Source organism: Novosphingobium sp. P6W (genome assembly GCF_000876675.2).
GTDB lineage: Bacteria > Pseudomonadota > Alphaproteobacteria > Sphingomonadales > Sphingomonadaceae > Novosphingobium.
This window is the reverse complement of the sequence record NZ_CP030353.1, coordinates 1,508,796-1,530,518: the sequence shown is the minus strand read 5'-3', so window position 1 is coordinate 1,530,518 and position 21,723 is coordinate 1,508,796. Positions and strand designations below refer to the sequence as shown.

The 21,723-nt window shown below is 61.8% G+C and carries 14 protein-coding genes and 1 pseudogene; 3 read left to right on the top strand and 12 right to left on the bottom strand.

The window, feature by feature from the left end:
* Window positions 1–161 precede the first annotated feature (161 nt).
* Both TQ38_RS22875 and TQ38_RS22870 read right to left on the bottom strand, forming a co-directional pair.
* Window positions 162–1,718, bottom strand: coding sequence for a cryptochrome/photolyase family protein (locus TQ38_RS22875; RefSeq protein ID WP_043969950.1), 1,557 nt, complete (start codon window positions 1,716–1,718; stop codon window positions 162–164).
* 331 nt (window positions 1,719–2,049) lie between these two features.
* On the bottom strand, window positions 2,050–3,357 hold the full coding sequence (locus tag TQ38_RS22870; protein ID WP_043969949.1) for an MFS transporter: 1,308 nt from the start codon (window positions 3,355–3,357) through the stop codon (window positions 2,050–2,052).
* 289 nt (window positions 3,358–3,646) lie between these two features.
* On the opposite strand from TQ38_RS22870, the gene TQ38_RS22865 reads away from it, so the two are divergent.
* Window positions 3,647–5,200, top strand: a complete 1,554-nt coding sequence (locus TQ38_RS22865) for a TonB-dependent receptor (protein ID WP_082057452.1) — start codon at window positions 3,647–3,649, stop codon at window positions 5,198–5,200.
* 5 nt (window positions 5,201–5,205) lie between these two features.
* Here the strand turns inward: TQ38_RS22865 and TQ38_RS22860 are convergent.
* A pseudogene (locus TQ38_RS22860) lies at window positions 5,206–5,966 on the bottom strand (IS5 family transposase).
* A gap of 111 nt (window positions 5,967–6,077) precedes the next feature.
* Here TQ38_RS22860 and TQ38_RS22855 point away from each other — a divergent pair.
* Entirely contained in the window at window positions 6,078–7,259 is a 1,182-nt protein-coding gene (locus tag TQ38_RS22855; RefSeq protein ID WP_052505910.1) for a TonB-dependent receptor, read from the top strand.
* A gap of 166 nt (window positions 7,260–7,425) precedes the next feature.
* Window positions 7,426–10,626: a glycoside hydrolase family 2 TIM barrel-domain containing protein gene (locus TQ38_RS22850; RefSeq protein ID WP_240198183.1), complete on the top strand. Its 3,201-nt coding sequence runs from the start codon at window positions 7,426–7,428 to the stop codon at window positions 10,624–10,626.
* 92 nt (window positions 10,627–10,718) lie between these two features.
* Here the strand turns inward: TQ38_RS22850 and TQ38_RS22845 are convergent, their stop codons facing one another.
* From TQ38_RS22845 to TQ38_RS22805, 9 genes are all read right to left on the bottom strand, one after another.
* Complete coding sequence (locus TQ38_RS22845; protein WP_043978295.1) at window positions 10,719–11,753, bottom strand: LacI family DNA-binding transcriptional regulator; 1,035 nt, start codon at window positions 11,751–11,753, stop codon at window positions 10,719–10,721.
* A 309-nt stretch (window positions 11,754–12,062) separates the two neighbouring features.
* The gene (locus TQ38_RS22840) at window positions 12,063–13,340 is read right to left on the bottom strand and encodes a molybdopterin molybdotransferase MoeA (protein ID WP_082057868.1); all 1,278 of its coding nucleotides are present in this window, start codon (window positions 13,338–13,340) and stop codon (window positions 12,063–12,065) included.
* The gene (cobA, locus tag TQ38_RS22835; protein WP_043978298.1) at window positions 13,267–14,073 is read right to left on the bottom strand and encodes a uroporphyrinogen-III C-methyltransferase; all 807 of its coding nucleotides are present in this window, start codon (window positions 14,071–14,073) and stop codon (window positions 13,267–13,269) included. Before cobA ends, TQ38_RS22840 begins: the two co-directional genes overlap by 74 nt.
* Entirely contained in the window at window positions 14,073–14,408 is a 336-nt protein-coding gene (nirD, locus tag TQ38_RS22830; RefSeq protein ID WP_043978300.1) for a nitrite reductase small subunit NirD, read from the bottom strand. Before nirD ends, cobA begins: the two co-directional genes overlap by 1 nt.
* Before the next feature lie 5 nt (window positions 14,409–14,413).
* Entirely contained in the window at window positions 14,414–16,933 is a 2,520-nt protein-coding gene (gene nirB / locus TQ38_RS22825) for a nitrite reductase large subunit NirB (RefSeq protein WP_043978302.1), read from the bottom strand.
* 198 nt (window positions 16,934–17,131) lie between these two features.
* Window positions 17,132–18,352: a hypothetical protein gene (locus TQ38_RS22820; protein WP_043978305.1), complete on the bottom strand. Its 1,221-nt coding sequence runs from the start codon at window positions 18,350–18,352 to the stop codon at window positions 17,132–17,134.
* 75 nt (window positions 18,353–18,427) lie between these two features.
* A complete protein-coding gene (locus TQ38_RS22815; RefSeq protein ID WP_043978307.1) occupies window positions 18,428–19,684 on the bottom strand; it encodes a NarK/NasA family nitrate transporter in 1,257 nt (418 codons plus the stop codon).
* Between the two features lie 218 nt (window positions 19,685–19,902).
* Entirely contained in the window at window positions 19,903–21,117 is a 1,215-nt protein-coding gene (locus tag TQ38_RS22810; protein ID WP_043978309.1) for an ABC transporter substrate-binding protein, read from the bottom strand.
* Window positions 21,114–21,695, bottom strand: a complete 582-nt coding sequence (locus TQ38_RS22805; protein ID WP_043978311.1) for an ANTAR domain-containing response regulator — start codon at window positions 21,693–21,695, stop codon at window positions 21,114–21,116. The genes TQ38_RS22810 and TQ38_RS22805 overlap by 4 nt, the downstream gene beginning before the upstream one ends.
* Window positions 21,696–21,723 lie beyond the last annotated feature (28 nt).

The following is a 21,723-nucleotide window of genomic DNA, read 5'->3' as shown; positions in this document are numbered from 1 at the left end:
CGTATGTTCAACAAGTAGCACAACGCTCGGCGCTCAAAAAAGCAACATCGATATTTTATCGATGGTCAGATTGTGTGGCTTTTCCGCCGAATTAGCAGATTTTTCCTAAGAAGGTCTGAGCCCGATGTCCTGCAACATTCCTGCGTCCAGCCATGTCGGCATCAGTCTCGTGCCCAGCCGGGGGCGGCAGGCACCAACGTCTGCAGGAAGGTGTCCGCGCTATCGAGGTATGCCTGCTGCTTGTCCGCAGACATGCGATCCCACGTTGCATAAACCCTGCTGATCCGTCGATTACCCTCGAACAGCCGGCGGTGGCGATGCATGAAATGCCAGTAAAGCGGATTGAACGGGCACGCCCCCGACCCGAATTTCTTCGACACCGTGTATCGGCAATCCCCGCAGTAATCGGACATCTTGTTGATGTAATTACCGCTAGCGGCGTAAGGCTTGGACGCAAGTCGCCCTTTGTCCGCCCAGAGCGCCATTGCTGCGACGTTCGGCAATTCCACCCACTCAAAGGCATCTGCGTAGACGACGAGGAACCAGTCCTCGACCTGCTGCGGCTCGATCCCAGCGATAAGCGCGAAGTTCCCGAGCACCATGAGGCGCTGTATGTGATGGGCGTGCGCATTGCTGCGGGTCGAGCGCACGCAATCCGCCATGCAGCGCATATCGGTTTCCCCGGTCCAATAAAACTCGGGCAACGGTCGCCGGGCATCCAAAGCATTGGCTTCGCGCAGTGCCGGCATCTCCAGCCAGTACATTCCGCGAATGTACTCGCGCCAACCAATGATCTGGCGGATGAACCCCTCCACGGCGTTGAGAGGGGCGTCTCCGGAATGATAGGCCGCCTCCGCCCGCCGACAGCAGTCGATCGGATCGAGCAGGCCCAGGTTGATCGAGGTGGATAGGAGCGAGTGGAACAGGTCGTCCTCACCGTGGACCATGGCATCCTGATACTTGCCGAAACCCGCAAGGCGCTCGCCGATGAAGGCGTCCAGCGCCTCGTCCGCCTGCGCGGCAGTGACTGGCCAGCCGAACGCCTCAAGGTCTCCAAAATGATCGGCGAAACGTACCGCGACCAAATCCAGCACTTCGCGGGTTATGGCATCGGGTTCGAAACGCGGCACCGTAGGCGGGCGAAGATATCGGTCAGGCGCAGCCCGGTTCTGGGCATCGTAGTTCCACTCGCCGCCCTCCGGTCCGTCGCCGTCCATAAGCAGGCCGGTTCTGAGGCGCATTCCCCGGTAGAAGTTTTCCATAACCAGTTCGCGGCGACCTTCGGCCCACTGCCGAAAATCGTCGATCGTGCAGACGAAGCGGTCATCGGGAAGAATATCTACAGCAAGGCCCAAATCCGCAGCCCAACCGTTCATCATTTCGCGGACTCGATATTCGCCGGGTTCGACAACGCGGATGCGCGAGGGGCCATGGCGTTGTACCGCGCGCCGAATTTCTCCGGTGAAACTGCCCGAATTGTGCTCATCGTCGAGGCCCACATAATCCACTCGCCAGCCATCGCGCTCAAGCGCGGCAGCGAAGTGACGCATGGCGGAAAAAATCAGCGCGATCTTCTGTTTGTGATGGCGGACATATTTTGTCTCCTCATGCACTTCCATCAGCAGCACCACGGCGTCCGTTTTCGGAACGCCCTGGAGCGAGGCGATCCCAAACGTGAGTTGGTCACCAAGGATCGGAATGAGGGTCAGTGCTGGCATCCCGGGGCAACGCGTGGCAGTGAAAAACGTGCCTGAGCATAAGCGGGCCTTTTGTTGAGAAAACACACTCGCTTGCCAACTGACTTTACCAGGAGATATTTGGCAGCATTCGCCGAATACTGCGATTAAATACTTTACATATCAAGGGTTTACATAAGGCCGTTGGCAACGCGTTCGCCCATTTCGCGTGGCCACGGCTGCTCTTCCTACTGCCGCTTGTGACTCAACAATTCCCCTCGGCACATCACACCGACACCAGCAGTCATCGCAAAGCATCGAACATCTGCAAATGCACCTTCACTCATCGTCTGGAGAGGACCGGTGACGGCGCTCATTTACGCAGCGACTGCCGCGAAACCAGTTCGAGGCGCGGGCTAAGAATGTGGACCACCAGCAGGGCCAGCAGGTAGGCACTGGCGCAGAGGGCAAATAGCACCTCGTAGCTGTGCGTCGCGTCGAGGATGTAGCCGGCGAACAGCGCCATACCCATGCCGCCAAAGGCGCCCAGAGTGCCACCGATGCCGACCACCGAGCCCACCGCACCGCGCGGGAAGACGTCGGACGGCAGCGTATAGAGGTTGGCCGAAAACGCCTGATGGGCCGCTGTGGCAAGGCCGATCACCAGCACCGCCATCCAGACGTTGTCGATTCCCTGCACAAACCAGATCGGCAGCACGCAGACCGCGCTGAGCAGCATCGTCGCCTTGCGCGAGAAGTTGGGCGTGCGGCCCGACTTGATGAGCTTGGAGGACATCCAGCCGCCAGCCACACTGCCGATGTCCGAGATCAGGTAGATCGCGGCGAGCGGCAGGCCGAAGGTCTTGAGGTCAAGATCGTAGCGCTCGAACAGGTAGCCCGGCAGCCAGAACAGGAAGAACCACCAGATCGGATCGATGAGGAACTTGCCGAGCGCATAGGCCCAGGTTTCCTTGACCGTGAGCAGGCGGCCCCAGCCGATCTTCTCGACCGGGTCGGCCGGGTCCTGCCGTATCCATGCGAGTTCGGCGGCGCCGACGCGCATGTGCTCGCTCGGGTGGCGATAGACCATCCACCACACCGCCAGCCAGATGATGCCGAACAGGCCGGTGACGAAGAAGGCCATGCGCCAGTCGAACCACAGCACCAGCAGCGGCACGAGCAAAGGGGTGATGATGGCGCCGACATTGGCGCCAGCGTTGAACAAGCCGATCGCGTAGGCGCGTTCCTTCTGCGGAAACCAGTCGGTGACGGCACGAATGCCAGCGGGGAAATTGCCCGATTCGCCGATGCCGAGGCCGAAACGCGCCATTGCGAAGGATACCATGCCGGTGGCGAAGCCGTGGGCCATGTGGCTCACGGTCCAGATGACGATGGCAATGGTGTAGCCCAGCCTTGCGCCGAAAACGTCGACGACCTTACCGAACGACAGATAGCCGATCGCATAGGCCACCTGGAACCAGAAGACGATTCCAGCGAAGTCCGATTCGGTCCAGTGGAACTCGGCCGTTAGCGTCGGTTTGAGCACGCCGATCATCTGCCGGTCGATGTAGTTGATCGCGGTGGCCGCGAACAGCAGCGCCACCACGACCCAGCGATAGCGGCCTACCCTGGTTGGATCTGTTGACGCGGTATTCAGCCCGCCGCCATGCCCTGCATCCATTCGCCCTGACTTCTCGCTTTAGTTCATTTTTTTGGCAGCGTTGAAACGCCTGCTCATTGATAAATCCGACAACTGGGAAACCAACCGGATCACGGACTAACCGCGTTATACCCTCACAAAACCAAATTGCTACCGCTGGCATCGTACAATGCCAGCGGTAGACAACAATTATTGACACTCCTAAGCGACCTCAATACTCCGACAAAATCAAAGATCGCCAAGTAGCGTTTCGACGCTTGGAGATGGTCGAATCACGGGCCTTTTGGCTTGAGTTAAAACGGAGGGGAATATGCGTTTTTATCGGATGAAGGTCGCGCTTCTGGCGTCCACAGGCGCGGTAGCCATTTTCATGAACGGGCCGGCCATCGCCCAAGTTGAAAGCCCGGCTCCCGGGTCCGCGGAAGACATTCCTACTGCGGATGACGGAAGCGAAGGCCCAACTGCAAGCGATATCGTCGGAACAGGTTTTCGCCAGAGCCTGCAGAACGCGCAGAACATAAAGCGAAATTCCTCAGAAATCGTCGATTCGATCGTTGCTGAAGACATTGGCAAATTGCCGGACAACAATCTCGCGGAAGCCCTCCAGCGTATCCCGGGTATTCAGATCACCCGGCACCATGGCGAAGGCAGTGGGATTTCTATCCGAGGCCTCTCCCAAGTAAATACCCTGATCAATGGCCGGGAAGCGTTCAGCGATAATGGTCGAAGTTTGTCCTTGGAGGCCATCCCGGCTGAAGTCCTCGCAGGGATCGATGTTTATAAGAACCCCTCGGCCACGCTGATTAAAGGCGGGCTCGGCGGCGTCGTCAATCTGAAGACCCGTCGTCCATTCGATTTCAAGGGTTTTCAAGCCAGCCTTAGCCTGCGCAACAACTATTATGATTTCGTGGACAAATCACGGCCCCAGATATCCGGCCTCGTTTCCACCCGTTTTGATACCGGCATCGGCGAGATCGGCGTATTGATTGGCGCGGCCGTCATCAGGTCGGCCGGACGCCGCGATCAGCAAGGAATGGAGCCGTTCAACAACCGCTATAACATTGTCGATTTCAATGGGAATGGCGTATTCGGCGGCCGCAACGCTTCCAACGCGGCCGCTCAGCAGGTTGATCCAGGCGATGCCGTACTTTCTCCCAACGGCGGCGGCGCAACGATCGAAATAACCGACCGGAAACGGACGGCCTTCAATGGCGCTGTACAGTGGAAGCCTAGCAGCCGTCTGTCGCTCTACGTCGAAGGCTTCTACAACAAGTACGATTATAATCAGAGCGGCTATCTGGCATACGCCAATCGTGGCCCTCTACTTGCTGCCGGCGACGCAGACTTCACGTTCCATGAGGGCACAAATGTCGTCAAATCCGGTTCGTATCGCGACGTCGAATTCACGGCCAATGCCAGCGAAGCGCCCAGCCGGTCCTATGTGTGGCAAATTGCTGGCGGCGGCGAATGGAACGCAACCGATAATCTGAAGCTCAGCACGGATATCGCCTACACCAATTCAAAGCGGACGAGTGACTTCAACGCCACTCGCGTAGGCAACAACGGGAATACCGCCGGAACCCGGCTCGATTTTGACACTGGCGGCGATCAGGCGCTTCTCAATCTCAGCGGCTTCGACTTCAATAATATTTCAAAGTACAAGTTCCTCGAATCCTTCGCCCAGCGCGAAGTGGCGAAAAGCGATGGCCTGGCAGGCAGACTGGACGCGGAGTACACGTTCTTCGATTCGATCTTGAAGTCGGTTTCCATCGGCGGTCGTTTGACGACCCGCGACGTCACGCGCATGCAGGGAACGCAGAACCACTTCCCGCCCGCCGCACCCGGTCAGCCAGCTAGGGCGTAGACTCATTACGCAGCACACCACAGTCGGGTGCAGATGAGTTTGACGGCGGCGAGATAGTTTTCGGCATACTTGTCATACCGGGTAGCGATGCCCCGGAACTGCTTGATCCGGCTGAAGAAGCGCTCGACCAGATTGCGCTGGCGGTAGAGCCATGACGAAAACCCGTAGCGCTGCTTGCGGTTGGATCGGTTAGGAATGTTGGCCCAGACGTTCCTAGCTGCCGCAGCCTCGCGGATGGCGTTGCTGTCGTAGCCCTTGTCGCCCAGCAATGTAGCGCCTTCAGGAATGCCTTCGATCAAGGCCTCTGCCTCGCAAGCATCGTGGACCTGGCCGCCGGTAAGCCTCAGGCCGACAGGACGTCCATCAGCGTCGACAAGAGCGTGGAGTTTGGTCGTAAGGCCGCCCCTGGAACGTCCCATGCCATGATCGCTGGATCCCCCCTTTTTGCCGTCGCACCATGCTGGTGGACGCGCACGCAGGTGGAATCGATCATCACCAGTTCGCCGTTGAAGCCCGCTGAAACCGCCGCCAGCAGCCGATCCCAGACCCCTGCTTTGCGCCAGCGGACAAACCGGTTGTAGCACGTGGTCGGCGGCCCATAACGTTCGGGAATTTCCGCCCAAGGTGCTCCTGAACGAAAGCGCCACATGATACCGTTGAGCACCCGCCGATCATCGACCCGGGGCACGCCGCGGGGTTTATTGGGCAGCAGGGGCTCGATAATCGCCCACTCCCGATCCGACAGTTCATACCGGCGACGCGCCATTCAACCCTCCATGTCTGGAGGCACCTGAATCACGCGGCCGTTATGACCTCAACCCCTTTTATGAGTTTGCGCCCTAATACCTTCCCGGGAACGCTGCTGCCTGAAGCGTTCATGCCGATTAACCTGGCCCGCGACTTCTACCGTAATGGCAGCGTGCCGAATCCCATGAACGTCGTCTTGTCCGTCCCCGTTGCGATCCAGCGCGATCAGGCCCGCCTTTGCCGGTTGTTCGGCGACACCGTCTGCGCGCCGCAGTTCAACCCGAACAACACCTACTCGCAGCGCGAACGCACTTACGCGGCTTATGGGCAGGCGAGCTTCGACCTCGATCCGCTTGGCTTGCCCGTGGACGGCACCATCGGCGCCCGTTACGTGCGCACCGCGCTATCTACCGACGGTGTAGTTACGGCTCCCACCGGCGCCACTTCGCCGATAAACCAGAGTTCGAGCTACAACGACTTCCTGCCCAGTGCGAACTTGCGCGTAAAGATCACGCCCGAACTGGTCGTGCGCCTGGCCGCCGCGAAGCAGCTGACCCGGCCGGGATTTGGCAGCCTCAGCCCGACATTGAACGTCACTTCGCTCGCCGCCAGCGGCATCCTGAACATCAATGCGGGCAACCCCGACTTGAAGCCCCTGAAGTCGACATCTTACGACATCAGCCTGGAGTATTACTTCAGCGCGAACGGCTACGCGTACCTCTCTGGCTTCAAGAAGGATGTGACGGGCTTCATCCAGAACTTCATCTCGCGCGAAACGGTGAACCTTCCCGCTTATCCCAATACCACGCAGGCAGACATCAACCGGCCACGTAACGGCGACAACGGGACCATCAAAGGCTTCGAAGTCGGCGCGCAGACGTTCTTCGACTTCCTGCCATCGCCTTTGGATGGCCTGGGCGTGCAGGCGAATTATACGTACGTGAAATCGAAAGCTCCCGGGCCACTGGCGGGTCAAAGTGTGCCTCTCGAAGGGCTGTCCAAGCACAGCTACAACCTTGTCGGCTTCTATGAGAAGGATGGCTTTCGCGCCCGCATCGCCTATACCTGGCGCGATGACTATGTCGAAACCACCAGCGGCCCCGGTTCAGGCGCCCTGCCGATCTACGTCAGGCCCTTCAATCAGCTTGATGCTTCGATCGGCTACGTCGTGAATGACCACTTCGACATATCCGTAGATGCCTCCAACCTGCTGAACTCGTCCACCAACACCTACTTCGGCGAGACTATCCGTCCGCGCTTCAACAGCGTGGTGGATCGGCGGATCGGTTTGGTCGTTCGCCTGAAGACCTGACGACCCGAGGCCCGGAAGGTGGAACCGTAGCAGGAGAATTTGCCTGTCCCTCCCGCTGGTTCCACCTCTTTGCGCGGCATGATGACCAGCAATGCCTGGACAGGCAAATTTGAAGAGGTTGAGGATGTCGCGTTTCGGGTGGCTATTGACTACGGCTTGCATTGTGATGCCTGCCCCGGCGATCGCCGCTGGCGATCCGCAAGTCCAGGCCGTGCAGGTGGACCCGGCCAGGCCGGACTGGGAAAATCCGGCAGTCTTCGCCATCGGCAAGCTGCCGGCGAGCGCCACCGGGTTCCCATACGAAAGCCGCGAGCTTGCGATGGCGGGTCGTCCCGATCAGTCGTCGCGGTTCCTTTCGCTCAACGGCCAATGGAAGTTCTCGTTCTCACCAGATGCCAACAAGCTGCCGGTTGGTTTCGAGCAACCCGGCTACGACGTTTCGGGTTGGGCATCCATAAAGGTACCCGCCGACTGGCAGGCGGAGGGCTACGACCAGGCGCGTTACAACAACTGGCGATATCCCTTCGTAGCCGACCGCCCGCTCATCCCTCACGAAACCAACCCCGTGGGGTTCTACCGCCGGGACTTCGAAGTGCCGGCGCGATGGACGGGTCAGGACGTGATCCTTCATATCGGAGCGGCCGGGTCAGCCTACTACGTCTGGGTGAACGGCCGAAAGGTCGGATATTCGGAAGATAGCAAGCTGCCTTCCGAATTCAATGTGGCGCAATATGTCCACGCGGGCGCCAATACTGTCGCAATACAAGTTTTCAGGTGGTCCGATGGGTCCTACCTCGAAGACCAGGACTTCTGGCGCGTGTCCGGGATCGAGCGGGACGTCTTTTTAACCGCTGCGCCCAAATCGAGAATTCGCGACCATTTCATTCGCGCCGATCTGGATGACGCGTACACCGACGGGGTGTTGGCGGTGGACGTCACGGCGACGCCTGGCGCTAAAGGGCGCGTCAAACTGACATTGATGGACGGCGACAAGGTCGTGTTGCGCCAGAGCGTTTCCATAGCGGCGTCCGCGAGGGAGCGCCCTGTGACCCTGACGGGTAACGTCCCCTCCGTGCGTGCCTGGAGCGCAGAAACGCCGAACCTTTACACCGCACTGATCGAACTGGAAGACGGGTCCGGCAAGCTGCTGCAATCCACCCCGGCGCGTGTCGGCTTTCGGACGGTCGCAATCGCCGATGGCCTGGTCACCGTGAACGGCAAGCCCATCATGATCCGCGGCGTCAACCGCCATGAGCACGATCCCGAGACGTTTCATGTGATTTCCCGCGAGTCGATGGAACGCGATGTCCGTCTGATGAAGCAGAACAACATCAACGCAATCCGGACCGCCCACTACCCTAACGACCCCTACCTTTATGAGCTTGCGGATCGTTATGGCCTCTACGTGATGGACGAGGCCAATATCGAGAGCCACGCCTACATGGAATATGGCAACCGCGTACCGGAGGAGCGGGCAAAGTATCAGATCGGGTTCGATCCAGCGTGGCGTGATGCGCATCTTTCGCGCATCATGAACATGGTCGAACGCGACAAGAACCACCCGTCCGTGATCTTCTGGTCGCTTGGCAACGAGGCGGGCATCGGCCCGACGTTCGAGGAGGCGGCCAAGGCAGTAAAGGCCCGCGACCCGGGACGCCTGCTCAGCTATCTGGGCTGGGGTCCGCTGGCGGTGGGCGACCATCGGCCCAACTGGTACGCGGATATATATGCACCGATGTACGACCCGGCGGCCAAGATGGACGATTATGCCAAGAACTGGTCCTATCGCCAACCAATGATCCAGTGCGAGTATGCTCATATGATGGGCAACTCGGGAGGAAACTTGAAGGAATACTGGGACACGATTCACGCTCATCCGCACAAGCTGCAGGGCGGCTTCATCTGGGATTGGGTCGACCAGTCGATGTACGGCTATACCAAGGACGGACGGAGATACTGGGCTGACGGCGCCGAGTACGGACCCAATCCTACGGGCGACATCGAATTCGGGGACGGCGTCATACAGTCGGACCGAACGCCGCACCCGGCCTTCTACGATCTCCGCAAAGTTTCCGAACCAGTGCAATTCGCCGATTTCGATGCAGCCAGCGGTAGCGTTACGGTCCGCAATCGCCAGGACTTCCTCGACCTGTCCGGGTACGACTTCGATTGGCAGGTGCTGGAAAACGGCAAGATCATCGCCCACGGCCAGATCTCGCCGCCGGAAGTCGCAGCGCGGGGCAGCGGGTCGATCGCCCTTCCACTCACCAACTTTCGCCGCGATCCAGACGCCGAATATATCCTGACCTTGAGGGCCCGGGCAAAACAGGGAACGACCCCGCTTGTCGCCGCAGGAACAGTCATGGCGTGGGAGCAATTTGCGTTGCAGGCGGCCGCTTCGTCAAAGGCGGATCGTTCCGGGAAGGTTTCCGTGACGGAGGGGGCGAACGTACTACGCTTCGCAGCCGCTGGATCGTCGCTTGTGATCGACCGCAAATCCGGCCTCATACAATCCTACAGCCAGAATGGACGTCCTCTTATACAGGGCGGCGCACCGAACTTCTGGCGCGCCGAAACTGATAACGGGCTCGGGACAGGTGTCGTCAAGCAACTCGCGATCTGGAAGGAGTTGAGCGAGCAGCGCCGCGTCACGTCCTTCGCATTGCGCACGGAACCGAACGGCGGCAAGTCCGTCGTCGTGGAATTTGCTCTGGGCCGGGGCGACACACTCGGAGTGGCGAAGTTTCAATCGACTTACCGGATGGAAGGCGACGGATCGGTCTCGGTGACCGCGAACTTTACACCGGTGAAAACGGATTTGCCGCCGCCCTATCGGATCGGATTGGCGTTCGATCTCCCGGTCGAACTGGACACCGCCAAATGGTATGGCAGGGGTCCTCATGAGACGTATGTCGACCGCAAGGTAGGCGCACCCATCGGCATCTGGCGAGGCGCCCTTGCCGATCAGCCTCACGACTACAGCCGGCCGCAGGAAACCGGCAACAAGGTCGATGTCCGTTGGATGGAACTATCGGGCGCCGGGCGCGGCTTGCATGTCGAGGGCACGCAGCCACTGATGATGAACGCCCTGCCGTTTGCCTACTCCAAACTTTATCGCCGCCCGCCGGGGACCTGGAAGTGGACTGACATCACACCTGGGCCTCAAGGCACTTTGCTCGTCGACGTCTCGCAATGGGGTGTTGGCGGAGACAATCAGTGGAGCGATCTGGGCCGGCCCCTCCCACAATACCGGTCGAAGCTTGAGCCCACCCGTTTCGAACTGCGTCTGTCTCCTGCAAAGACATCGCAATCATCCCGGCAATCGGACGAGGCCGCCGACATCGATTGGGGCTTCTTCGAGAAATAGCTGCTCCATTTCAGCCAGTTACCACGCTCAGCCTCCCTGAGCGTCAACCTACAGGCTCTCATCCTTCGCCGGATGAGAGCCTTTTCTTGCTATCAGGGCCTCTTGGCGGGACCAGTTGATTCAGCGGGAATTATTCGCAATCGAACATCGGGCCGGGGGGGGAGTTCCTTGCCCTCGATCCGCGCTATCAGGCGCAACGCAGCGCCTTGGGCCATGGCTCCGAAAGGGCGGTAGACTGAGGCCAACGCAGGCGTAAGCATCTGTGTGATCATGCTGCCATCGAAACCGACGACGGATAGATCGCCAGGGATCAAAATGCCGCGAATTGCCGCAACCTTCAGCATTGCTGCCGCCATGATATCGTTCGCGGCGAATACTCCGGTAGGCCGCCGGGCTAGCGAGAGAAGATGGTCGGCGGCTGCCACGCCGGAGGCGAAGCGATAATCCCCGGCAGCTTCGACAACGGAAGCGCCTGCGGATAACGCCTCATCGACGAACCCGGCTCGGCGTTCTTGCGCGGAACTAACCTCTACCGGGCCATTGACGATGCCCAGACTGCGGTGGCCAAGGTCCATGAGGTAGCGGGCGACGTCGGCGCCGGCTTCACGCTCTTTGCTGATGATTACATCGCTGAAGCCTGCGATAGGCACGGATGATAGTGCCACAGCGAGGATTCCGGCGTCCGACAAGGCGTCTGCCAGGCCAGGGATGCCCGAGATTGGGGGAAGGACGATCAGCCCATCAACCCGTGACCGTTCTACGAACGCGAGGATTTCATCAATCGCCGCTTGGGATTCAAGGGAGTTGGGGTGCGTAATCAGCTCATAGCCGCTGCGTGCGGTCGCGGTTATTACGTCTCTTTGTATAGAATCCAATACCAATGCATTGTGGTCGTTATGGACCAGCCCGATCAGGAAGGATCGCCGCAGGGCCAGTCCTCGCGCACGTGAGCTGGGGGTGAATCTCAAGTGGGCAATGACCTGCTCGACTTGCAAACGGGTGGCCTGGTTCACCAGCGGCGAATTATTGATAACACGAGATATCGTCCGAACGGAAACCCCCGCAGCAGTCGCCACGTCTTCTATCGTCGTTTCACCATGTTGATGCGCGCTGCTTTGCCGTTTCATTCTGCCGTCATGCCCCTCCATATCCTGACAGGCAAGCTGCGGAGCCCCGCATGTCAAAACTCACGAATATTGGAAGCGAGGTTCCCACACCGCGAGACCCAAGTGCAGGATAGACCTGCCGGACCGGCATCGCACTCGACCAGAAACCGGCAGATTAAAGTGAGATTTGCTGTTCATCGCGGCGATCATGAACGGGTAATTCGGCACGAACCGCCAGAACCGGACCGCCTGTAGTTCAGCCGAAAATAATGGGCTGGATGTCTTGAGATGGTCGATTTTGTAGCGACCAACCGCCGAGTACAGCCATGCTTAGAACCGCAGGCAACGCAGCAGCGTACCGGCTGCGCCGCCGCATGCTCCCCGTCGGCGTTCGACCAGCAAATCGGCTGTCGCGAGCATCATCTGTGCGGAAGCCTCTTGCCGTTCGATGATTTGGACGCGGTCATTCTCATCGCGATAGGCGCAGAGGAACTGATCGCGATCCCCTCCCTTCGCGACATCGGTCACCGAGCGGCGTTGATGCCAATCCAGCGCACTGTGAAAACCGGCTCCGGAAAGCGCGGCGAGCAGGGGCGCCATAAATAGCCGAGCGGTCGTCAACGCCGCGGTCGGATTTCCCGGCAGCCCCAGTACATGAGTCCTTGCGATTTTTCCGTACCAGATCGGCTTGCCTGGCTTCATCGACACGCCTGCGAAGTGGATCTGCAGTCCCAACGGCAAGAGCGCCGAGCGCGCCAGGTCACGATGGCTGTCAGACGCCCCTCCTGCGATGACAAGCACATCAGCATCGTCCAGCGCGTGCGATACCGCAGTTCGCAGGTCCTGCGAGTTGTCTTTCGTACGCGACACGCCAAGCGGCTTTGCCCCCCATTGGCGGCCCATCAGCAGCAAGGCTTCGCTGAGGCTGTCGGGGACCTTATCGGCGTCCGTTCCTGCGCTGCCGGGTTCGGCAAGTTCGTCACCGTTGGCAAGGATGCGCAGTCGTGGTCGGCGCCATACCGTCACCGCCCCGAGATCGGCAGCGGAAGCGACGACCATTGCCCGGGCATCGATCCGTGTTCCGGGGGCCAGCAGAGTTGTCCCGCGCGCGATGTCCGAAGCCCGCGCGCGCACGTGTGGTTTGTCCGACAGGGGCGGCACATGGACAAAGTTGCCGTCAACGCGGGCATACTCACGCATTACCACACGGTCTGCCCCCGGTGGCATCGGTGCCCCGGTCGAAATACGAAACGCCGTTCCGGGCCGCAGGAGCGCGGGCACTGGCCCTCCCGCAGCGCTTTCCCCGCTCAGCCTGAGGCGCGTGACGTCGGCCTGCAGGTCCTGCGACCGTACCGCAAACCCATCCATAGCTGCACAGTCCCGGCGCGGTGCATCGACTTGTGCGATTACAGGCAGCGCCAGAATTCGCCGCCCCGCCTTTGCAAGCGGCACGGTTTCCATGCCCAGCGGAGATGCGGATGCCCGCACGATTTCCAATGCCGCATCGAAGCCGATCTTTGCCGCGCAGGGAAGTTCAGCCGCCGTAGCCACGCGCCATTCCAAGCGTGAGGCATGCTTCGGCGGTAGCGCGCGCTTGCACGAAGCCATCGGGCTGGGCGACGGCTTCGCCGATCAGGATCAGCGTCGGCCTATCTTCGGCAAACGCCTGAATGACGATCGGCAGCAGGTCGAGCCGGGTGCGCAACTGCTGCTCCTGCGGCAGCGAGGCATCGCAGGTGATCAGCACCGGCGTCGCGCCAGGCAGACCCGCTGCGATCAACGCCAGGCTGAGTTCGGGCGCCGCCTCGCGCCCCATGTAGACGGCCAGGGTACAGGCGGGGTCCGCCAGTGCCTGCCAGTCCAGATCCAGGGTCTGCCCGTTGCGGCTGTGCGCAGTCACGAACTGCACCCGGCGGGCGATGCCTCGAAGGGAAAGCGAAATCCCCGCAGAAGCCGCAACTGCACTGGCCGCCGTGATGCCGGGGCATATCCGAACCCGCACCCCCGCGCCGCGCAGGGCCGACATTTCTTCGGTCGCACGCGCGAACATCGCCGGATCGCCGCCCTTGAGGCGCACAACACGCCTTCCCGCCAGCGCGGCTGCGACGAGCAGCTCGTCGATCGTGCGCTGATCCTTGGAATGGCGCCCGGAGCGCTTGCCGACGCTGACCATTTCCACGCCGGCGGGCACAAGGTCGAGCACGCCCTGTCCGACCAGCGCATCGTGAAAAATCACATCCGCAGCAGCAATCAGTTTTTCCGCCTTACGGGTGAGGAGGTCGGGATCGCCTGGACCGGCCCCTACCAGCCACACTTCGCCGGGCGCAATGATCGGCTCCATCACGCCGCTTCCCGCAGCGGCAGCGGGCGGGCGATCATCACCCTTCCCCCGTCCAGCCGCACCGCGATAGTGGGCGTGCAGCCAGAGTCCGATCCTTGCGCCTGGCCGGTCGCCAGCGCGATGTTCCAGTTGTGCAGCGGGCAGGACACCGCATGGCCATGGACGATGCCCTGGCTCAGCGGCCCCTTCTTGTGCGGGCATTCGTTGACAAGCGCGAAAACGTGATCGTCTCCCGTGCGGAAAACGGCGATTTCCTTCTCGCCTTCGATCTGCACCGTGCGCGCGCCGCGCTGCGGGATGTCGTTCAGAGTTCCGATATCGATCCAGTCGGTCATAGTGATCACTCCGCGGCGGCCAAGGTTTCAGGGGCAAGGGGTTCAAGGTGCTGGTGCAGGTCTGCATGGCGACCGGCCGCGCGTTCGGCCCAGGGGTCTTCCTGGCTGAAGCTTTGCGAATAGAGGAAACGGGCACGCAGGGCCTCGCGACCCACGTCGTCCTCGACGATCCGCTGCTTCACATATTCCACTCCGATCCGCTCGATCCACGGCGCTGTGCGTTCGAGATAGCGGGCTTCCTCACGGTAGAGCTGGGTGAAGGCGGCGCAGTAATCGAGCACCTCCTGTTCGGTCGCCACCTTGCACAGGAAGTCGGTGGCGCGCACCTTGATGCCGCCGTTGCCGCCCACGCTCAGTTCATAGCCGCTGTCGACGCAGACTACGCCAAAGTCCTTGATCGTCGCCTCGGCGCAGTTGCGAGGGCAGCCTGAGGCCGCGATCTTGAACTTGTGCGGCATCCAGGAGCCCCAGGTCATCCGCTCGATCTGGACGCCAAGGCCGGTGGAATCCTGCGTACCGAAGCGGCACCATTCGGAGCCCACGCACGTTTTCACCGTGCGCAGGGATTTGCCATAGGCGTGGCCCGAGACCATGCCGGCAGCGTTGAGATCGGCCCACACGGCGGGCAGGTCTTCCTTCTTGATGCCGAAGATGTCGAGCCGCTGGCCGCCGGTCACCTTGACCATCGGCGCATCGTATTTCTCCACCACGTCCGCGATCGCGCGCAGCTCGCGCGGGTTGGTGAGCCCGCCCCACATGCGCGGGACGACCGAATAAGTGCCGTCCTTCTGGATATTGGCGTGCATGCGTTCGTTGACGAAGCGGCTCTGCTGATCGTCCACGTATTCGCCGGGCAGCGCGCAGAGCAGATAGTAATTCAACGCAGGGCGGCACGACGAGCAGCCGTCTGGTGTGCTCCAGTGCAGCTTGTGCATCACTTCGGGAATCGAACGCATCCCCTGTGCGACGATCTCGCGGCGAACATCGTCATGGGTGAAGCTGGTGCACTTGCACATGGTCTTGGGACCGGCTTCGACTTCGCCTCCCAAAGTCAGCGCGAGCAGGTTCTCGACCAGCCCGGTGCACGATCCGCAGCTGGCCGATGCCTTGCAGGTGGCCCGCACCGCGTCGAGGCTGCAGGCGCCCGCAGTGATACAGCCGACGACCTGTCCCTTGGTGACGCCATTGCAGCCGCAGATTTCGGCATCGTCGGCCATCACGGCGACCGCGGCGAGCGGGTCGGCCGCGCTTGCGCCCAGGGCGTAGGCCTGCCCGAAGATCAGCCGATCGCGGATGTCCGAAACGTCCTCGCCCTTCCTGAGCAGGTCGAAGTACCAGGCGCCGTCTGCGGTATCGCCATAGAGTACGGCGCCGACCACGCGATTGTCCTTCAGCACCACGCGCTTGTAGACCCCGCGCGCGGCATCGCGCAGTACGATGTCTTCGCATTCCGAACCGCCAGAAAAGTCACCGGCCGAGAAGACGTCCAGACCCGCGACTTTCAGCTTTGTCGACGTGACGGAGCCGCGATAGCCGGTGTGGCGGTCGGTCAGGCCATCGGCCAGGCTGCGGCACATGTCCCACAGCGGCGCGACCAGGCCATAGACATTGCCATCGTGCTCAACGCACTCGCCCACCGCCAGCACGCGGGGGTCACTCGTCACCATGTGGTCGTCGACCTGGATGCCGCGCCCGACGGCAAGCCCGGCATCGCGCGCCAGCCCCGCCGAGGGGCGAATGCCTACCGCCATGACCACGAGGCTGGCGGGAATGGTGCGGCCGTCCTTGAGCCGAACGCCTTCCACCTTGCCCTTGCCATAGATTTCGGCGGTGTCCGCGCCGGTAAGGACAGTCTGGCCGCGCGCCTCGAGCGCGGTCTTGAGCAACCAGCCCGCCGCCTCGTCCAGCTGGCGCTCCATCAGTGTGGGCATCAGGTGGATCACGGTCACCTTCATGCCGCGCAAGGTCAGTCCGTGCGCGGCCTCAAGACCAAGCAGGCCGCCCCCGATCACCACTGCATCGCCGCCGCCTGCGGCCGCCGCCAGCATCGCATCCACGTCCTGCATGTCGCGGAAGCTGATGACGCCGGGCAGATCCTTGCCGGGCACCGGGATGATGAAGGGATCGGAACCGGTCGCGATCAGCAAGCGGTCATAATGAACAACCCGGCCCGAGCGCGCCGTAACCGTTCCGCTAGCCCGATCGATCGCCGTGATCGGATCGGAGGTAACAAGGTCGATGCCGTTGCTGTCGTACCATTCGCGGGTGTTGATGACGATCTCGTCGAAAGTCTTCTCGCCCGCCAGAACCGGCGAGAGCATGATGCGGTTATAGTTCACATGCGGCTCGGCGCCAAAAATGGTGACGCGGTAGCGCCCCGCATCGCGGGCCAGCAGTTCCTCCACCGCGCGGCACCCGGCCATGCCGTTGCCGATCACGACAAGGTGCTCACGTCCTTCGTCTACCGGCACGAAGAAGTCTTCTCCGCTCGCCTGCGCCGAATCGATCCCGTCCTGAAATTCCATCCCGTGACTCCAGAAACAAAAAAAGCCGCCATCCAGACCCTCGGTTCAGAACCGAAAGTCTGGATGGCGGCTTTGCCATGGTTTGTGCCTATGCCGCCCGTCGATGGGCTGCTTCGGCTATGGTTGGGACATCATCGTCCTTGCACTGCACAATAAACGGGATCGCCCGATCACTCAAGCGATTCCTGTCCTTACTTGTCAATAAGTCCAATCCAGTTGGAGCCAGACCTTGTCGGTATCCGCTCCAAAGCGCCGCGCATCGTAATGGGCATAGCGCAGCGATACCGCCGTTTTCTTCACTTTGGCGGAGGCGAGCAGATCCACTTCGTTGCCGTAGTGCAGGCTTGACCGGTCGCTGTCGAAGCGATGCCAACTCGCCTGCAGCGCCACGCCGGACAGCGGACCCAGCTGTTTCCAGCCATAGCCGCCGCCCAGATAGAAATCGCGTACGCCGTTCGCAGGCGTGGTGAGGAACTTGTCCGCCCAGCCCTGGAACTTGAAATTGGTGCCCAGCGGCGTCTGGAAACTGGTAAACGCCAAGCCGTCACTCGCCCCTAGCACCTCACGTCCGGCGTTGAGTTTCCAGCCTTTCAGGTCGAGCGTGACATCGGCCAGCCAGTAGTCCGCCGCGTAATCGTTCGGGTTGCGGTGATAGTCCCACTGCCGGGCATAAGCGAACTGATAGGCCAGGCCCACCGCAGCGGCCAGCGGCCGCGATCCCGCCAGACGCGCGCCATACGTGCGGCTCGACTGACGAAACCCCTGCACCGCCGCCTCGTCCTGATCGACGAGATAGGCGAACCCGGTCAGCGTGCCGACCGGAGAGGCCCACGACAGATTGGCAAGCACATTGTCCCCGCTCACCGCCTGCTGGCGCGCGCTATTGCCGTCGATGCCCCAGATCGTGCGAACGCTCCAGGCATAGGAGATATCCAGCTTCACTCCCTTCACCGGAGCGATTTCGGCGCGCACGGCGTCGAACGTCTGGGCATTGTCGCGGAAGGCGATGTTGCCGACGAAGCGTTCGTCGTCGAGCGCGATCTTCTGACGTCCGGCAGTCAACGTGAACGCCTTGGTCCTGTACTGAAGCTGTGCGAGGTAAAGCGCGACGTTCTGCGGATCGGCCACCAACGGGCGCGTCGCCGCGCCGTTCAGGCCGTCGTAGTAATCGTCCACTACCGCCAGCGTGCCCTGTGCAACGACCGTGGCGCTGAGCCGTCCGCTCGATGCCTGGACGCCCGCACGGGCGCGCATGGTCAGCGCATCCGCCGTTTCGGCAAGTCCATCTTGATCGACGTGTTCGTAGCGCAGCCGGGTCTCGACCACAGGTTTTACGGTTATCTCCTGAGCGCCGGCCGGCGCGCAGGCGAGCATCGGGGCAGCGGCCAGAGCCGCGCCCATTCCCGTCGTATAACGCATGAAATTCGTGCCCCCTCAAGGACGGATGGTAACGACGGCGGGCACCCTGAATGCCCGCCCCCGATGTCGATCGGTTCAGATACGGGCGCCCGTGCTCCAGGTCGCGCGCCAGCGGCGCTTGACTGAAATGATGCCCAGCAGCGCCGCCACCGCCAGACCTGCGAAGATCAGGAAGCCCGGCGCGAAGCTGCCCGTCATCTGCCTGGCAAGGCCGAGCGAACTGGCGAGGTAAAACCCGCCGACGCCGCCCGCCATTCCGACCAGACCGGTCATGACGCCGATTTCCGCCTGAAAACGCTGCGGCACCAGTTGGAAGACCGCGCCATTCCCGGTGCCCAGCGCCAGCATTGCCAGCACGAACAGTCCCAGCGCTGCAGGCAGGGTCGCGGCATTGGCAACGCCTGCAAGCGCGAGCGCCGCCACCAGATAGACCGCAATCAGTGCCTTCACGCCGCCGATCCGGTCCGCCATGGCGCCGCCCATCGGGCGTACCAGCGACCCGGCGAAGACGCAGGCGGCAGTGCAGTAGCCGGCGGTGATCGGTGTCAGGCCGAACTGGTCGGTGAAGTAGATCGGCAGCGATGCGGCAAGCCCCACGAAACCACCGAACGTCACGGCGTAAAAGCCCATCAGCCACCAGGCATCGCCCTGCTTCAACGGCGCGAAATAGTCGATCAGCCGGCGCGGTGCGGGCTGGTTCGGCGCGTCCTTGGCCATCACCATGTAGATCACTAAAACGATCGAGAGCGGGATGCAGGCGAGCCCCAGAACCGCGTTCCAGCCGAATGCCTTTGCCAGCATCGGCGCGAACAGCGATGCCAGCACGGTGCCGGAATTGCCCATGCCCGCAAGGCCCATCGCCTTGCCCTGATGCTCGGGCGGATACCAGCGGCTCGCCAGTGGCAAGGCGATGGCGAAGCTGGCCCCGGCAAAGCCGAGGATCACGCCCAGCGCCAGCGTTCCGGCAAAACTGTTCACGCCCATGAACCAGGCTGCGAACAGGCCCGCGATGACGATCAACTGGCTGATCGCGCCCGACAGCTTGGGGCCGATGCGATCGACCAGCAGGCCGTTGACCACCCGCAGCAGCGCGCCTGCGAGCGTAGGCGTAGCGACCATCAGGCCTTTTTCCGCCGGGGTCAGCCCCAGCGTCTTGGAAATCTCCGGAGCCAGCGGACCCAAGAGAACCCAGACCATGAATGCGAGGTCGAAATAGAGGAAGGCGGCGATCAGCGTCGGCGCGTGGCCGGCTTTCCAGAAGCTTTTAGCGGGCGCGGCGGAAGACTGCGCCGAAGCGCCTTCCTTATCACGATCCCAGAATGCGGTTGCCATGGTACGTCCCCCATACTGCATGAAACGGACACGAAAAAAAGCCGCAGGCCGGACGTCACCTTGAGGTGAGACCGGTCAGCGGCTTTGCTGCGAATGTCGAAGGAGGGATGGCGCTCCGCCTTTGGAACGGCGCATCCCGGATAGTCACGCTACGTCGCGTGAAGACCCTATACTCTGTCGATTCGGCTCATGTTGCAAGGCACAAAATCGCGCGATTTTCAGCGGCGCACCAAAAAGTCGGCAAGATAGTCCTCGATCCTTTCGGGATCGAAAACCCGGCCATCGAAAAAACGATCCGGCCCCAGCGTCAGGTCGCCGCGGCGGGCTCCCACTGCCAGCGGCATGTTTACCGCACCTTCCAGCTTCATGCTGGCACCCGGCATCGGCACATCGCTTCCCGCCAACGCCCGGCGGAACACGTCAGGCCGGAAGACCGAGCCAGCCTTCGCGGCATTTTCGGCGGAGTGTTCGACCATCTTCCAACGGACCAGCTGCGAATAGATCCACAGCGCCTGGCTACGCCAAGGGAAAGGGGTCGCTTCGCGCGAGAAAAGCATGAAATCGGGATTTTCCAGCGGAGCTTCGCCGGCGCGCGTCACAATCCGGCCCGCCAGCGCGCGGTGGATCAAGTCGGCAGGCTGGTCCACATAGGCCTCAGATGCCAATAGATCGGCCAGATTTGCATGGTTCTGCGGATCGTCGCACCAGGCGGCGGCGCGAACCAGCGCGCGCAGCAGGCGATCCACGACCTGCGGATTCTCATCGAGCCAAGGCTGCCGGAAGGCGAGCACCTTCTCGACCCCGCGCTGCCAGATACGCTCGCCAAAAGCGACGGTTTCTGCAAGTCCGGCTTCAACCGCTGCGGTGCCCCAAGGCTCACCGGCGATGAACCCGTCGATCTCGTCAGCGTGCATCGCCTCGACCGTGAGCGAGGGCGGCAGCACGCGCAGCACCACATCGCGGTCGGGGTCGACACCGGCACTGGCGAGCCAGTAGCGCAGCATCAGGGAATGGCTTGAGAAGCGGTGCACGACCCCGATCACTGGCTTGCGCCGCCAAAGCCCGATCGCCGCTGCGAAATCGTGTGCGGTGCCCAGCGGATCGGCCAGGCGCCGGTTCAGATCGGGATCCAGTGCCGCCGCGAAGTCCTTCGCCATGACCAGCATATTGCCGTTCACGTTGAGCTTGTAAGGCGCGGCCAGCGCGGCGGGTTGCTGGCTTAGCCCCAGCGTTACCGCCACTGCCAGCGGCGCCAGCATGTGCGCCGCCTGCACCTGCCCATAGACCAGACGATCGCGCAAGGTGGCCCAGCTGGTCGTCCGGACAAGGTCGAGGGCCAAGCCCTCCTCCTCGGCAAAGCCGCGTTCGCGCGCGGCGGCGAGCACCGCCACGTCGGTCAGCGGCAGGAAGGCGATGCGCAGGGGTGTCGTCAAATTCCGCCTCCCAACAGGTCGCTGGCGGTGATGAGCGCCTGCGCCACGTCCACGATCTTTTTCCCCTGGTTCATCGCGCTCGACCGCAGCAGGGTATAGGCGTCCTGTTCGGACAGGGCGCGCTGGTTCATCAGAATCGATTTCGCCCGGTCTATCACCTTGCGGTCGGCCAGCGCGGTGCGGGCCTCGTCCAGCTCGGACTGGATGCGGGCAAAGGCATTGAAGCGCCGCACCGCCAGTTCCAGCACCGGCTTCACTCGTTCCTTGCGCAGCCCGTCGACCACGTAGGCGGAAACCCCGGCGTCGATCGCCGCGCCGATCATCGCCTCGTCGGACTGATCGACGAACATCGCGATGGGGCGCGCCAGCGCGCGGCTGACCGTCAGCATTTCCTCCAGGGTGTCGCGGCTTGGGCTGCCGAGGTCCATCAGCACCACGTCAGGCGCCATCCGCTCCAACCGGGCGACGAAGGCACCGCGCGGGGGCATGATATGAATGTCGTCGTAACCCGCATCGCGCAGGCCTTCTTCGAGGACAGTGGCGCGCAGGCCGCTGTCATCGATGATGACGATTCTCATGTGACCCACCCCAACGCCATTGTGCGGC

Coding starts and splice junctions, on each gene's coding strand:
- nirB (WP_043978302.1), bottom strand. CDS start 16,933: ATGGAATTTCAGGACGGGATCGATTCGGCGCAGGCGAGCGGAGAAGAC.
- TQ38_RS22820 (WP_043978305.1), bottom strand. CDS start 18,352: ATGCGTTATACGACGGGAATGGGCGCGGCTCTGGCCGCTGCCCCGATG.
- cobA (WP_043978298.1), bottom strand. CDS start 14,073: ATGGAGCCGATCATTGCGCCCGGCGAAGTGTGGCTGGTAGGGGCCGGT.
- TQ38_RS22865 (WP_082057452.1), top strand. CDS start 3,647: ATGCGTTTTTATCGGATGAAGGTCGCGCTTCTGGCGTCCACAGGCGCG.
- TQ38_RS22870 (WP_043969949.1), bottom strand. CDS start 3,357: ATGGATGCAGGGCATGGCGGCGGGCTGAATACCGCGTCAACAGATCCA.
- TQ38_RS22855 (WP_052505910.1), top strand. CDS start 6,078: ATGCCGATTAACCTGGCCCGCGACTTCTACCGTAATGGCAGCGTGCCG.
- TQ38_RS22875 (WP_043969950.1), bottom strand. CDS start 1,718: ATGCCAGCACTGACCCTCATTCCGATCCTTGGTGACCAACTCACGTTT.
- nirD (WP_043978300.1), bottom strand. CDS start 14,408: ATGACCGACTGGATCGATATCGGAACTCTGAACGACATCCCGCAGCGC.
- TQ38_RS22840 (WP_082057868.1), bottom strand. CDS start 13,340: ATGGCTTCGTGCAAGCGCGCGCTACCGCCGAAGCATGCCTCACGCTTG.
- TQ38_RS22805 (WP_043978311.1), bottom strand. CDS start 21,695: ATGAGAATCGTCATCATCGATGACAGCGGCCTGCGCGCCACTGTCCTC.
- TQ38_RS22850 (WP_240198183.1), top strand. CDS start 7,426: ATGCCTGCCCCGGCGATCGCCGCTGGCGATCCGCAAGTCCAGGCCGTG.
- TQ38_RS22815 (WP_043978307.1), bottom strand. CDS start 19,684: ATGGCAACCGCATTCTGGGATCGTGATAAGGAAGGCGCTTCGGCGCAG.
- TQ38_RS22845 (WP_043978295.1), bottom strand. CDS start 11,753: ATGAAACGGCAAAGCAGCGCGCATCAACATGGTGAAACGACGATAGAA.